14 protein-coding genes are annotated in these 13,888 nt (G+C 68.1%); 9 read left to right on the forward strand and 5 right to left on the reverse strand.

What is annotated here, in order from left to right:
* Positions 1-4: 4 nt before the first annotated feature.
* From OG223_RS30860 to OG223_RS30870, 3 genes are all read left to right on the forward strand, one after another.
* Positions 5-583: a hypothetical protein gene (locus OG223_RS30860; RefSeq protein WP_329255662.1), complete on the forward strand. Its 579-nt coding sequence runs from the start codon at positions 5-7 to the stop codon at positions 581-583.
* A gap of 72 nt (positions 584-655) precedes the next feature.
* Positions 656-1,855: a cyclic dehypoxanthinyl futalosine synthase gene (gene mqnC / locus OG223_RS30865; protein WP_329255665.1), complete on the forward strand. Its 1,200-nt coding sequence runs from the start codon at positions 656-658 to the stop codon at positions 1,853-1,855.
* Between the two features lie 7 nt (positions 1,856-1,862).
* Positions 1,863-2,276: an imidazolonepropionase-like domain-containing protein gene (locus tag OG223_RS30870; RefSeq protein ID WP_329255668.1), complete on the forward strand. Its 414-nt coding sequence runs from the start codon at positions 1,863-1,865 to the stop codon at positions 2,274-2,276.
* Positions 2,277-2,347: 71 nt separating this feature from the next.
* On the opposite strand, the gene OG223_RS30875 is transcribed toward OG223_RS30870, so the two are convergent.
* Positions 2,348-3,394 (reverse strand): chitinase, encoded by a 1,047-nt coding sequence (locus OG223_RS30875; RefSeq protein ID WP_329255671.1) that lies wholly within the window; start codon positions 3,392-3,394, stop codon positions 2,348-2,350.
* Between the two features lie 401 nt (positions 3,395-3,795).
* Here OG223_RS30875 and OG223_RS30880 point away from each other — a divergent pair, with 401 nt between their 5' ends.
* The 4 genes from OG223_RS30880 (at position 3,796) to OG223_RS30895 (ending at position 8,730) form a co-directional block, all read left to right on the forward strand.
* Positions 3,796-4,104, forward strand: a complete 309-nt coding sequence (locus OG223_RS30880) for a hypothetical protein (protein WP_329255674.1) — start codon at positions 3,796-3,798, stop codon at positions 4,102-4,104.
* A 19-nt stretch (positions 4,105-4,123) separates the two neighbouring features.
* The gene (locus OG223_RS30885; protein ID WP_329255676.1) at positions 4,124-6,571 is read left to right on the forward strand and encodes a bifunctional polysaccharide deacetylase/glycosyltransferase family 2 protein; all 2,448 of its coding nucleotides are present in this window, start codon (positions 4,124-4,126) and stop codon (positions 6,569-6,571) included.
* Entirely contained in the window at positions 6,571-7,926 is a 1,356-nt protein-coding gene (locus OG223_RS30890) for an acyltransferase family protein (protein WP_329255679.1), read from the forward strand. Before OG223_RS30885 ends, OG223_RS30890 begins: the two co-directional genes overlap by 1 nt.
* 93 nt (positions 7,927-8,019) lie before the next feature.
* Positions 8,020-8,730, forward strand: a complete 711-nt coding sequence (locus OG223_RS30895) for a demethylmenaquinone methyltransferase (RefSeq protein ID WP_329255680.1) — start codon at positions 8,020-8,022, stop codon at positions 8,728-8,730.
* Between the two features lie 37 nt (positions 8,731-8,767).
* Here OG223_RS30895 and OG223_RS30900 read toward each other — a convergent pair whose 3' ends face one another.
* Positions 8,768-9,082, reverse strand: coding sequence for a PASTA domain-containing protein (locus tag OG223_RS30900; RefSeq protein WP_329255683.1), 315 nt, complete (start codon positions 9,080-9,082; stop codon positions 8,768-8,770).
* Between the two features lie 120 nt (positions 9,083-9,202).
* Positions 9,203-9,709 carry a GNAT family N-acetyltransferase gene (locus OG223_RS30905; protein WP_329255684.1) on the reverse strand — a complete coding sequence of 169 codons (507 nt, stop codon included), beginning with the start codon at positions 9,707-9,709 and terminating at the stop codon, positions 9,203-9,205.
* Between the two features lie 97 nt (positions 9,710-9,806).
* On the opposite strand from OG223_RS30905, the gene OG223_RS30910 reads away from it, so the two are divergent.
* Positions 9,807-11,090, forward strand: a complete 1,284-nt coding sequence (locus OG223_RS30910; protein WP_329255687.1) for a geranylgeranyl reductase family protein — start codon at positions 9,807-9,809, stop codon at positions 11,088-11,090.
* A gap of 30 nt (positions 11,091-11,120) precedes the next feature.
* On the opposite strand, the gene def is transcribed toward OG223_RS30910, so the two are convergent.
* Together def and OG223_RS30920 are read right to left on the reverse strand one after the other, a co-directional pair.
* Complete coding sequence (gene def, locus OG223_RS30915) at positions 11,121-11,747, reverse strand: peptide deformylase (RefSeq protein ID WP_329255690.1); 627 nt, start codon at positions 11,745-11,747, stop codon at positions 11,121-11,123.
* Positions 11,748-11,963: 216 nt separating this feature from the next.
* A complete protein-coding gene (locus OG223_RS30920; protein WP_329255693.1) occupies positions 11,964-12,773 on the reverse strand; it encodes a C40 family peptidase in 810 nt (269 codons plus the stop codon).
* A 745-nt stretch (positions 12,774-13,518) separates the two neighbouring features.
* Here OG223_RS30920 and OG223_RS30925 point away from each other — a divergent pair.
* Positions 13,519-13,878 carry an NADH-quinone oxidoreductase subunit A gene (locus tag OG223_RS30925; protein WP_007383963.1) on the forward strand — a complete coding sequence of 120 codons (360 nt, stop codon included), beginning with the start codon at positions 13,519-13,521 and terminating at the stop codon, positions 13,876-13,878.
* The last annotated feature ends 10 nt before the right edge of the window (positions 13,879-13,888 follow it).

Raw genomic sequence — 13,888 nt, forward strand, 5'->3', positions numbered from 1 at the left:
TCCAGTGGACTACGACCATCTCCTGATCGCCCTCGCGGGGGTGTGGGGCGCCGGTGCGGGAGCGGTGGTGGCGCGGGTCGGGCGGCGCGGTGCCGGTACCGCTCTCCTCGTGGTGCTGCTGTGCGTCGCGCTCGCCGTCGCCACCGGGATCAGGCCCGAGGTGGGGGTCTGGCTGCTGCTCGCACCCGTCGCCGTCCTGTCCGCCGCCGACCTGGCGCTGCCCGCCGCGGGTGTCGCCCTCGCCCTCCTCGGTGTCGTGACCCTCCTGCCCGAGCACGCCGGGCACTGGAGGACCGCGCTGCTCGGGGCCCTCGTGCTGGGCGCCGGGTACTTCGCGCTGTCGCGCCTGGACCCCGGCGGCGGTGGGCTGGGCGTCGGGGAGGTGAAACTCGGGGTCGCGGCGGGGGTCGTACTCGGGTGGTACGGCTGGCCGACGGTGATGCTCGGCGCGTTCGCGGGGTTCGTACTCAGGGCCGTCTACGGGGGTGTCCTTGCCCGGAGGGGGAGGGCGGCGGCCCCTTTCGGCCCGTTTCTGCTCGCCGGTGCCTTCCTCGGCCTGCTGGTCGGGGCGTACACGGCCTGAGGTCGGGATGCGATATGCGCTGGCGTAGGCTGGCGAGGTCCGTCCACAACCCTTGACGAAAGGGACCTCCCGGTGACCGAGAAGGCCGAGCTTCAGTCCGTCCTCGACCGTGCCGCCGAGGGCGGGCGCATCACTCCCGAAGAGGCCCTCGACCTCTACCGCGACGCCCCGCTGCACGCGCTCGGCGCCGCCGCCGACGCCGTACGCAAGCGTCGGTACGCGGGTACGGAGCACATCGCGACGTACATCATCGAGCGGAACATCAACTACACGAACGTGTGCGTCACCGCGTGCAAGTTCTGCGCGTTCTACGCCGCGCCCAAGGACACCGCTAAGGGCTGGACGCGGGACCTCGACGACATCCTGCGCCGGTGCGCGGAGACCGTCGAACTCGGCGGTACGCAGATCATGTTCCAGGGCGGACACCACCCGGACTTCGGCGTCGAGTACTACGAGAAGCACTTCGCCGCGATCAAGGCCGCGTACCCCCAACTGGTCATCCACTCCCTCGGCGCGTCCGAGGTCGAGCACATGGCCCGCATCTCGAAGGTCTCCGTCGAAGAGGCGATCTCGCGGATCCACGCGGCCGGTCTCGACTCCTTCGCCGGCGCCGGCGCGGAGCTCCTCCCCGCCCGCCCCCGCAAGGCGATCGCCCCGCTCAAGGAGTCCGGCGAGCGCTGGCTGGAGATCATGGAGGCGGCGCACAAGTTGGGCGTGGAGTCCACGTCGACCATGCTCATGGGCACCGGCGAGACCAACGCCGAGCGCATCGAGCACCTGCGCATGATCCGTGACGTACAGGACCGGACGGGCGGCTTCCGGGCCTTCATCCCGTACACCTACCAGCCCGAGAACAACCACCTGAAGGGCCGCACGCAGGCCACGCTCTTCGAGTACCTGCGGATGATCGCCATCGCGCGGCTCTTCATGGACAACGTCGCCCACATCCAGGGCAGTTGGCTCACCACCGGCAAGGAGGTCGGCCAACTCTCCCTGCACTACGGCGCGGACGACCTCGGCTCGATCATGCTGGAGGAGAACGTCGTCTCCTCGGCCGGTGCCAAGCACCGCTCCAACCGCATGGAGATCATCGACCTGATCCGCAAGTCGGGCCGCGTGCCCGCCCAACGGACCACCACCTACGAGCACATCGTCGTCCACGACGACCCGGCGAACGACCCCGTCGACGAGCGGGTCATGTCCCACATCTCGTCCACGGCGATCGAAGGTGGCACCGCCCACCCGGAGTTGAAGCTCCTGTCGGCCAACTGACCTGCCTGTGCTGACAATCCACACGGCGGACGAGGGCGGGGCCGTCGCCGTCGAGGGTTCCCGGATCGCGGGTACCGGGACGCTGCCGGAGCTCCAGCAGCGCTTTCCCGGTGCACGGGTGCGGAGTTGGCCGGGCGTCCTGGGCCCGGCCCGCATCCACGAGGGGCCACTCCCGGCCGCCCCCAGCCCACGCGAACGCATCCACGCCGTACTGAAGACGGGCGCGACCGCGGTCATGGCGGAACACGTCGACTCACCCGAACTCCGGTCCGCGGCGCAGCGGAACGATGTTCTGATCCTCGCCGCCCCACGCCCCACAGCACTTGCAGACCTGGGCCGAGCAGACCTGGCCGTATTCGACGAGTCCGGCTCATGCATCGCAACGGTGTGTGCGGGGCGGCTAGTCCACAGACGTCGCTAGGGGCTTTGCCTTTAGGGGCGCGGGGAACTGCGCACCGAGCGACAACGAACCGTCACCGGACAACGCACCCGTCACCCAGCAAACGCCTCCCCAAACGCCCCCGAACTCTGCGTCACCCCACTGCAATCGGTCGCCGCGTCATCATCGGACGACCCGCTCTCACACTGCTGATCCCGAAACGTCGACCACATGGACACCCACGCGACCTCCTTCGACTCGGCGAACGTCCGTACCTGCGCCGCGTCCGAGAGGGAGAACGTCTCACCGGAGACATCGTTCACCCCGATCATCGAGGTCAGCGCCATCCCCTGCCACGCCCCGGCGTCCGAAAGCCCGAACACCTTCTTCAACTGGGTGTGCGTGGCCGTGGCGGACGTGATCGCGTAGTCGCCCATGTCCTTGGTGTACGACTCGCCGTAGTTCATCGTCATGATGTTGACCGTGGAGACCTCGACCGCGTTGTCGTTCGCGGACTCCAGCAGCGCGAGGCTGTCGGAGTCGAGACCGGACGGCATCACGGGCAGCGTGAAGGACACAAGGAGGTCGGTGCGTTCCTTCTGGAGCAGGGCTATCGCCTTGGAGCGCAGGGCGACCGACGTCGAGTCGGTGAGGGCGTCGCCCTCGATGTCGAAGTCGGCCTGGGTCGAACCGGCCGCGTCCAGCGCCTCGCCGTACGCCTTCGCGAGAGCGGTCGCGCTGGTGCAGGTCTCCGCCAGCTCCTTGCCGGACGCTCCGCCGAAGGAGACCCGGACGGTCGCGCCGGACGTCTTGAGCGCCGAGATCCGGGACTTCACGGCCGCGTTGTCGATCGCGGTCGTGCCGTTCCACTCCGGCGTACACGTGCTGCCCTTGGCGATGGCGAAAGCGAGGTTGTACGCCGACGGTGCCCCCGTGCTGTCCGTGTCGTCGGCGGTCGTGACGCTGACGTACGGCGCGTAGGACGTGGTCGACGACGAGGCCGAAGGCGTCGGAGAGGCGCTTTCGGAGGGGGTCGTACTCGCGTCTTGTGTTGCCGGTGGGGCCGCGCCCGACGAGTCGTCGGAGCTCGAGGAGCATCCGGTGACCGTGAGGGCAAACAAGCAGGTGAGCCCGGCCGCCGGTTTCAGGAAACTCCTCATTGAGCATGCACCCTTTCCGCGTGGGGACGGTGATTTCTGTCTCAGGATGGAAACAGAGTCGGTTTCCGGAGCCTAAATGAAGCACATGGGGCTGTGTCTCACGAAGACAGAGAAAACATAGGAAACCCACGGGTATCGAGACGCGAAACGGTCAAGTCGGGCGACGAAGCGGAATATTGATGACACTACCGACACTGGCCGCTCATATGGCATTTCCTGGGTTCTCTAAGGGAAGGCACAGGTTCCGGCATTTTTCTTGGCGGGCTCACAAGAGAATCAGAGTTTTGGTCACATAAAGGCGCCCTAATGTCTGGGGAATGCAATCCGAGTCCGCCATCGATAACCACGCCTCTGCGCGCGGTCGCCGCCGCAAAGCCGGCAACGGGTCCGCAGAAGGGCCCGTGTTCGTTGACAACTCCGGCCGCCGGTCAAAGGTGCTGCGCCGGATCGGCCTCCTCATGGGCACCATCTGCCTCGGGTACGCGTTCGTACTCGGCATGGCGTTCATGGGCTGGGGCCTCTCCATCAACCCCTCCTCGCTGCTGCCGTTCGGCGGCGGCCAGGCCGGTTCGGCTCCCGGCGGTGGCTACGGCCCCAACGGCGGCAGAGGCGGCGTAGCGCCCTCCGGTGTTCCGACCGGCGCTCCGACCGACATCCCCTCGGGCGCCCCCACGGGCGCGGCCCCGTCCTCCTCAGCCACCGCACACTGACCGGAGCGCCACCGCAGCCATGACTACGACGACTCCTTCGCGTGGGCGCCGGCGCGCCCCCACTCGGATGGAGCGCGCGGCCGGAAAGGCCTCCGCGCTCCAGCGCCCCCGAGTGATTCTCGCCCTGCTGCTTCTCCTCGGCCTCACCTGCGTGATGCTGCTCGACGGCTACCTGCGCGCGGAAGTCGGCGGCGACCAGCGCGTCCGGGACGGCGCGAGCGCAGGCAAGGTCCCCGACAAGGTTCTCAACGGCGGCCCGATCCTGACCTTCCGCAACGGCTCGCCCGTCACCCAGACCATTCCGAAGAAGACCATCGTCCTCACCTTCGACGACGGCCCGAACCCCACCTACACGCCCACGGTCCTGAAGATCCTCAAGAAGTACGACGTGCCGGCCACGTTCTTCCTGGTGGGCTCGATGGTCTCGCGCTACCCGGACATCGTGAAGCAGATGGTCGAGCAGGGCGAGGAGGTGGGCATCCACACCTTCACCCACGTCGACCTCTCCTACCAGAGCGACGCCCGTATCAAGCGGGAGATGGAACAGACCCAGCTCGCGCTCGCGGGCGCGGCCGGGATCACCACCACGCTGTTCCGCGCGCCGTACTCCTCGGAGACGGACGCCATCGACAACTACAGCTACCCCGTCTACAAGAAGCTCGGCGCGTCCGGCTACACCAGCGTCTTCGTCGACACCGACAGCGACGACTGGAAGCAGCCCGGCGTCGCGAAGATCATCAAGTGGGCGACGCCGTCCGGGACTTCGGGTTCCTCGGTGCTCTTCCACGACGCCGGCGGGGTGCGCTCGCAGACCATGAAGGCGCTGCCCACCTACATCGAGAAGATGAAGGCGAAGGGCTACACGTTCACCACCGTGAGCGGCGCCATCGCCAAGAACACCGCCGCCGAGCGGGCGAGCGGGACCGGTGCGGGGGCGGGCGCGGGCGCGGCCGCCGGGACGAGCACCGGCACGGTCGAGGCCGGCGCCCAGCCGTCCGCGGCACCGTCCGCCGCCCCCGGCGGCACCGGCGGCACCGGCGCCGCGAACGGCAACAGCAACGGCACGACCCCGGTCGACTCGGCCGTCGGCGGTGCGGGCGCGGCGGGCGGTGGCACCGGGAACGGCACCAACCGCAACGGCACCCGGCAGATCTCGGTCCTCCAGGGCGCCCACCGCGAGGCCACCGGCATGACCCTCTACGAGGGCAAGGCGCTCATCTACGCCGTCACGGTCGCCGAGTGGGTGGTGCCGGGACTTGCGGCGGGCCTCACCGTCGTCGGCGTCGCCGTGATGAGCCGCTTCGGGATGATGCTGATCCTCGCCCGGCGCCACTACAGACAGCGCAACAAACGCCGGTTCAGTTGGGGCCCGACCGTCACCCGCCCGGTGACGGTGATCGTCCCGGCGTACAACGAGAAGGAGTGCATCGCCAACACCCTTGAGTCGCTGGCGAAGAGCACCCACCCGATCGAGGTCATCGTCGTGGACGACGGCTCCTCGGACGGCACCTCGGAGATCGCCCGCGAGGCGGCCCGCTCGTTCGGCATGGACAACGTCCGGGTCATCCGACAGGAGAACGCGGGCAAGCCCGCCGCCCTCAACAACGGTGTGCGCAGCGCGAGTTACGACATCGTCGTGATGATGGACGGCGACACCGTCTTCGAACCCGACACCGTACGGCAGTTGGTGCAGCCCTTCGCCGACCCCGAGGTCGGCGCGGTCGCGGGCAACGCCAAGGTCGGCAACCGCAACACCGTCATCGGCGCCTGGCAGCACATCGAGTACGTGATGGGTTTCAACCTCGACCGCCGCATGTACGACCTGCTGCGCTGCATGCCCACCATCCCGGGCGCGATCGGCGCGTTCCGCCGCGAGGCGGTGCTCCAGGTCGGCGGCATGAGCGAGGACACCCTCGCCGAGGACACGGACATCACCATCGCCATGCACCGCGAGGGCTGGCGGGTCGTCTACCAGGAGCACGCCAGGGCCTGGACCGAGGCCCCGGCCTCCCTCAAGCAGCTCTGGTCGCAGCGCTACCGCTGGTCCTACGGCACCATGCAGGCCCTGTGGAAGCACCGCAAGTCCCTTACGGACAAGGGCCCTTCGGGCCGCTTCGGCCGGGTCGGCATGCCTCTGGTGGTCATCTTCCAGATCATCACGCCGGTCTTCGCCCCGCTGATCGACGTCTTCACCGTCTACTCGATGATCTTCGTCGACTTCTGGGCGTCCCTCGCGATGTGGTTCGCGGTCCTCGGCATCCAACTCCTGTGCGCGGCCTACGCGTTCAGGCTCGACAAGGAGAAGTACCGCTATCTGCTGATGATGCCGCTCCAGCAACTGGCCTACCGCCAGATGATGTACCTGGTCCTCATCCACTCCTCCATCACCGCCCTGACCGGCGGCCGGCTGCGCTGGCAGAAACTCAAGCGCACCGGTGAGGTCGGCACCCCGGCGGGGGCGAGCTGATGACCTGGGAACAGCAGCAGGGCTACGGCGGCTACGGGCATCCCCAGCAGCCGCAACAGCCGTACGGCTACGACGGCTACGGCCAGCCCCAGCCGTACGGCCAGCCGCAGCAGCCGTACCCGTATCAGCAGCAGCCGTACCAGCAACAACAGCCGCCGTATCCGCAGCCGTACACGGCGACGGACTACGGCCCGCAGGGCGCGGGGGCGCCCGCCGTGGACGAGACGGCGACGCTGCCTCCGGTGGAGCCGGAGCCGGAGACGCAGCCCGAGCCGGTGGCCGAGGAGGTCGTCGAGGAGGCCGCGCCCGCGCCCGAACCGGCGGGCCGGGACCGGTACTTCGACACCCTGCGGGCCGTCGCGCTGATCCGGGTCGTGACCTACCACACCTTCGGGTGGGCCTGGTGCGGGATGGTGTTCCCCTCGATGGGGATCATGTTCGGTCTGGCCGGGACGCTGATGGCGAAGTCGCTGGAGCGGCCCGCGTTCAAGGTGGTCAAGAGCCGGATGCGGAGGCTGCTGCCGCCGTTCTGGTTCTGGGGCTTCTTCGTGCTTGTCGCGATGATGATCCACGACTGGATGCCGGGCTGGCAGATCGTGTTCTGGGTGGTGCCGGTCGGGGATCCGCCGGGCAACGCCTGGGGCACGCAGGCCTGGGAGATCCTCTGGTACCTGCGGACGTATCTCTGGTTCGTGATGCTGTCGCCGGCCCTGCTGTGGATCTTCCGCAAGGCGCCGATCCCGGTGCTGCTGCTGACCCTGGTGCCGATCGTGGTCCTGAAGTTCGTGTGGGCGGGGCCGGACAACCGCTTCGGCAACGCCCTGTGGGACCTGTCGACGTACCTCTTCTGCTGGGTCCTCGGCTTCGCGCACCGCGACGGGGTGCTCCAGAAGCTGAAGCCCTTCCTGGTGGTCACGCTCTCGGTCGCCGCGATCGTCTTCGGCGGCTGGTACGCCTTCACGCACCAGGCCGAGGCCGGGACCTACGACCTGGACGAGAACCCGCTCGCCCAGACCTACTGGTCCGCCGGCTACGTCATGCTGCTGATGTGGGCCAAGGCCTACTTCAACATCGACTTCGCCTGGCTGACCCGCTTCAAGCGGCTCGACCGGATCGTCACGATCTTCAACTCGCGGGCCGTGACGATCTATCTGTGGCACGAGATCGCGCTGGTGCTCGCGGTGCCGCTGACCGACCAGTTCTGGAAGGTGCCCGCCTTCGAGAAGTGGCTGCCGCTGGGGAGCCAGTGGTTCATGTTCGGCATCGGCTGGATTCTCATCGCGCTCTTCATCGTGCTGTGCGGCTGGGTGGAGGACGTGGCGGCGAAGAAGAAACCGAGGCTGCTGCCGTCGTGAGCTTCTCTTTCAAGTCGTGAGCTTCTTTTCCAAAGAGGGCAGTACGGGCCGGGCGCCTTCGGTGTGCCCGGCCCGTACTGCCACAATGGGCCCGTGACCCGCGCATCCCTGGACAAGCAGCCGCACGAAGTCGCCTCGATGTTCGACGACGTGGCGGAACGGTACGACCTCACCAACGACGTGCTCTCGCTCGGCCAGGACCGCCGATGGCGCAAGGAGGTCACGAAGGCGGTCGACGCCCGCCCCGCGCAGAAGGTCCTGGACCTCGCCGCCGGTACGGCCACGTCCTCGCTCCCCTTCGCCCGGAGCGGTGCCTATGTCGTCCCCTGCGACTTCTCCCTCGGCATGCTCCAGGTCGGCAAGAAGCGCCACCCCTGGCTGCCGCTCACGGCCGGCGACGCCACCAAACTGCCGTTCAAGGACGACACGTTCGACGCCGTGACCATCTCCTTCGGGCTGCGGAACGTGCAGGACACGGACGCCGCGCTGCGCGAGCTGTACCGGGTGACGAAGCCCGGCGGCCGGGTGGTGATCTGCGAGTTCTCGCACCCGACCTGGGCGCCCTTCCGCACGGTCTACACCGAGTACCTGATGCGCGCGCTGCCGCCGGTCGCCCGGACCGTGTCCTCGAACCCGGACGCGTACGTCTATCTCGCCGAGTCCATCCGCGCCTGGCCCGACCAGCCCGCGCTGGCCGAGCGGCTGCGCGAGGCCGGCTGGTCGAAGGTCGCCTATCGCAACCTGAGCGGCGGGATCGTGGCCCTGCACCGGGGCTTCAAGGACGGCCTGGACTCCGCCAGTTGATCAACGGCGAGCTGATCGGCGGCTGGTTGATCAGCGGCTAGCCGATCACCGCCGCGAAGAACGCGTCGCCCGGCGGCTCGTCCAGCTCGCGCTGCATCCCCCCGCTCGGCGGCCGGGGTACGCGCGGCTCGCGCATACCGCCCCCGCCGTCGCCCTCACCGAAGTCGAACCACACGTAGACGACAGAATCCCGCGCCACCTCGGCATCGGGCTGCGGATACTGCCGTACGACGTAGTCGACGACGGCGAGATGGAAGTCGGGCCGGTCCGGCGAGTTGATGAACAGCCCGCGCGACTGGGCCGTCTCGCGCGCGTCCACGGCCATCAGGCCGACGAGCCGCGGTACGCGCACTTCGGGTGTTTTGGGTGTTAAGCGCACAGATGTCACCCCCAGCGGTACCGGAAGGGTAACCCCGCTCCGGTACCGATTGGAAGCGTCAAGTGTCGTTCTGTAGCTGTTAGTTACTCTGAGTTACAGTACGAGCCGGTAGCAGTGCCCCTCCTCCGCGCGCGAGGGCGTGGTGAAGACCTCTTCGAGCCTCATGCCCAGCCGCCGGGTCACCGCGATGGACCGGGTGTTGCGGGCCAGGACCATCGCCACCACGCTCGGCACCCCGGCCGCCCGCACCCGCTCCAGGGTCGCTTCCGCCGCCGCGGTGGCATACCCCTGGCCCCAGAACTCCCGCCCCAGCCGCCAGCCGATCTCGATCTCACCCTTCGGTCCCCAGTCCTGCGGCCACGGCTGGGCGCCGGTGAAACCGATGACCCGGTCGGAGTCGTCGAGCATGGTCCACAGACAGAAACCGCGCTCCGCGTCGTGCCGGCGCTGACGGGCGGTGAGCTCCTCGTAGACGGACAGCTCCGCGGACTTCCCGCCGTGGAACTCCATGACGTCCGGGTGGTCGAAGGTCCGGTGCCAGGCGACGGCGTCCTCGTCGGTGGGGACACGCAGCCGTACTGCGGGGAGAGCTCGGTTCACGGGGCAGCCCTTCAGCCTGGTGATCAGCGACGCTGAATAGACTGCCCATGTCCAGTGCCGGTCGGCACGCAGATTGCGAACTTGGGGAGATCCCGCCGTGACCGAGCCCCTCTCCGAAAACACCGCCGATGTGATCGTCGTCGGCGCGGGGCCAGCCGGCTCCGCCACCGCCTACCACCTCGCCAAGTCCGGACTCGACGTACTCCTGCTGGAGAAGACCGAGTTCCCGCGCGAGAAGGTGTGCGGCGACGGACTCACCCCGCGCGCCACCAAGCAGCTCGTGGCCATGGGCATCGACATCTCCGAGGAGGCCGGCTGGCTGCGCAACAAGGGCCTGCGCATCATCGGCGGCGGTGTCCGCCTCCAGCTCGACTGGCCGGATCTCGCCTCCTTCCCGGACTACGGCCTCGTCCGCAAGCGCGACGACTTCGACGAGCAGCTCGCCCGCAACGCCCAGAAGGCGGGCGCCCGCCTCTACGAGCGCTGCAACGTCGGCGCCCCGATCATCGACGAGCGCACCGGCCGTATCACCGGCGTCAACGCCAAGCTCGGCGACGAGAAACGCGAAGTCACCTTCCACGCGCCCCTGGTGGTCGCCGCCGACGGCAACTCCACCCGGCTCTCCCTCGCGATGGGCCTGCACCGCCGCGAGGACCGCCCGATGGGTGTCGCGGTACGGACCTACTTCACCTCGCCCCGCCACGAGGACGACTACCTGGAGTCCTGGCTGGAACTGTGGGACCGCCGCGGTGCCGAGGACCGTCTGCTGCCCGGCTACGGCTGGATCTTCGGCATGGGCGACGGCACCTCGAACGTCGGCCTCGGCGTCCTCAACACCTCCGACTCCTTCAAGGAGTTGGACTGGCGCGAGGTGCTGAAGGCCTGGTGCGCGTCCATGCCCGAGGACTGGGGCTACACCCCCGAAAACATGACCGGCCCGATCCGCGGTGCCGCCCTCCCGATGGCCTTCAACCGCCAACCCCATTACACGAAGGGGCTGTTGCTGGTCGGCGACGCCGGCGGCCTGGTGAATCCCTTCAATGGCGAGGGCATCGCCTACGCCATGGAGTCCGGCCAGCTCGCCGCCGACGTCATCGTCCAGGCCCACGCCCGCCCGACCCCCGCGAGCCGCGAACTGGCCCTCCAGCGCTACCCGCAGGTCCTCAAGGACACCTACGGCGGCTACTACACGCTGGGCCGCGCCTTCGTGAAGCTCATCGGCAACCCGAAGGTCATGAAGATCGCGGCCCAGCGCGGCCTGACGCACCCCCTGCTGATGAAGTTCACCCTGAAGATGCTGGCCAACCTCACCGACCCCACGGGCGGCGACGCGATGGACCGGATCATCAACGGGCTGAGCAAGGTGGCGCCGAAGGCGTAGCCGTAGGGCGGGCTTCGGGCTCGGGCGCGATCAGCCGCTGAGCGCGGCTGTCTTGGCGGCCCGGCGGGCGAACACCTCGTCCCGCCGGTCCGCCACCTGCCGCAGCGCCTCCTTGCGGTCCCGCCTGGAGAGGCGGTCCAGATAGACCTGGCCGTTGACGTGGTCGGTCTCGTGGGCGAGGCAGCGCGCGAAGTACCCCGTGCCCTCGATCACCAGCGCGTTGCCGTCCTTGTCGAGCCCGCGCACCACGGCCCGGTCGGGACGCGGCACATCCATAACCGCGCCCGGTACCGACAGGCAGCCCTCGCCCTCGTCGAGCAGCCGGCGGCCGGCCGGGGCGAGCGGGTCGAGGACCGGGTTGACGATGTGCCCGACATGTCGGACACCGTCGTCGTCAGGGCAGTCGTACACGAACAGGCGCAGATCCACGCCCACTTGGTTGGCCGCGAGGCCGGCGCCGTCGGCGACGTACATGGTGAGGAACATGTCGTCGATGAGCGCGGCGAGATCGGGCCCGAACTCGGTCACGTCCCGGCACGGCCGGTGCAGGACCTCTTCACCGACCTCGGTGACGCGCCGCACGGAACCCCGCCCGGCCTCGGGTGCGGGGCGGGGGTAGGAGTCGACGGGGCTTCCCTGGACGAAGACACGTGGCATGACTTGCCCTCCTCGGGTTTGGCGTCCGGCTGAGTGGTTAGCCGAACTGAAGAACCTTGAGAGAAGAGCCTTTCAGGGAAGCCGCGGACTTCGGTAGGGAAAGCCGCGAACTCCGGTGACAGGGACGCCCGGAGAGCGTGGAGTCTGCTCGGGGTACGCCGAGGGGACCGCTGCCCCCGAGGCAACGGTCCCATGCTCACGGCGTCGTGCGCGGGCTCAGAGCACCCGCACCGCACCGGTCGGCATGTCGTACGACAGCGGCCGCTCCACGATGCCGGTGGAGGGGTTCTGCGCGCCGACGAACATGCCGTCGCCCACGTACACCGCCACGTGGTAGGCGCTGCCCGCGCTGCCCCAGTACAGGATGTCGCCGGCCTGCAGGTTGCTCAGGGACACCTGAGTACCGGCGGTCGACTGGTCCTGGGAGACACGCGGCAGGCTGATGCCGACCTGCTTGAAGGCGGCACCGACGAGCCCGGAGCAGTCGTAGGCGCTGGGGCCGGTGGCGCCCAGGACGTAGGACTTGCCGATCTGGGCCTTCACGAAGGCCACGACGGCCGCGGCCGAACCGGTCGCCGTCGACGAGCTCGTGCTCGTGGAGGCGCTCGTGGTCGCCGAAGAGGCCAGGGTGGTCCTCTCGGTGCTGCGCGACGCGGCGCGGGCCGCAGCGTCCTTACGGGCGGCCTCCTGGGCCTTCTTCTTTGCCTCCGCCTTCTTCTTGGCGTCCGCGAGGTCCGCCTTGGCCTGCTTCGCGGCGTTTGCGGCGGCCGCGTCGCGCTCGGCGCGCAGTTGGTAGTTCGCCGCGGCCTGCTGAGTGGCCTCGGCGGACTGTGCGACCTGCGCGGACAGATCGGCCGTCAGGGTGGGCAGTTGCAAGGTCTGCGTCGTCTCGGCAGCGTTGGCCGAGGCTGCACCAGCCGCCGCCATGCTGAGAACGCCACCGGCAACTCCGGCACGCACGGCGATGTTCGACGTCGCGCTGCGGCGGGGTTTCCGGTGGCTGCGTATGTGAGCGGTGTGGGACATGAGACCAACCGGTATCAGGGACTCCTCCATACCTTCAAGAAACGTGTGCTGCGCCACAATTGTTCAACGGAGACCACGAACTTCGGCTGTCTCGTTCCTTATTGACGCCGTAACGGACATTGCGGACCTGACCGATCAGGCCCGTGATCACGGGCTTTCGTCGTTACGCCCGAATTGCCGGACGACTACCACTGGTTGGGACAGGTGGCCAAGCCCGGTTCTCATGCGCCTCTCATGAGTGTGGTGCAGGTCACGGAACGGTTACCGGAATGCGAGCGTCTCGCGCAGGTACCGCCGGCGGGTGACTTCGTGAATGTGTGCACGCGTCCACACCGTGCCGCGCGCCTCCCTCTGATGTGTGAACGGGCTTCCACTATCAAGCAGCCCCGTCCAACTCCAATTTGCATGCAAGGGAAGCCTCTTGATATTGAGACGCCCTTCGCGGCCTGCGATGACGAGCGCAAATGTCACCTCTGGTGATCGCCCGGACGCTTCACGTGGGAAGATCACCGCCCCTCCGGCTTGATGATCCACCGTCAGGTGGTGGAGATCACAAAGCTTGTGTAATACCCCGTGTCGCAGATCACAGAGCGCCGGGCATAAGATGCGAGGCAGTTGGGCTTGTGACCTGCTTCACATGTTCGCGATCTTCGTTGGGACGAACGGGGTTTGAGCGGCAGGTGAGGCGGAAGCGGACCCGATGCCATCGCCAGCAGTCAGTGCCGACTGAGAGGAGCGAGGAGCGGTGAACGCGTATGCGCCCATCCTCGTACTGGGAGCCCTCGGGGCAGGCTTTGCGATCTTCTCCGTGGTCATGGCCACGCTGATCGGTCCGAAGCGATACAACCGGGCCAAGCTCGAAGCGTACGAGTGCGGCATCGAGCCGACCCCCACGCCGGCCGGCGGCGGGCGCTTCCCTATCAAGTACTACCTGACGGCGATGCTCTTCATCGTCTTCGACATCGAGATCGTCTTCCTCTACCCCTGGGCCGTCACCTTCGACGCCCTGGGTGTTTTCGGGCTCGTGGAGATGCTGCTCTTCGTGCTCACCGTCTTCGTCGCGTACGCGTACGTATGGCGGCGCGGCGGCCTGGAATGGGACTGAGGGGCCTTTA

The organism is Streptomyces sp. NBC_01478, from assembly GCF_036227225.1.
In the GTDB taxonomy this organism is placed as follows: Bacteria; Actinomycetota; Actinomycetes; order Streptomycetales; family Streptomycetaceae; genus Streptomyces.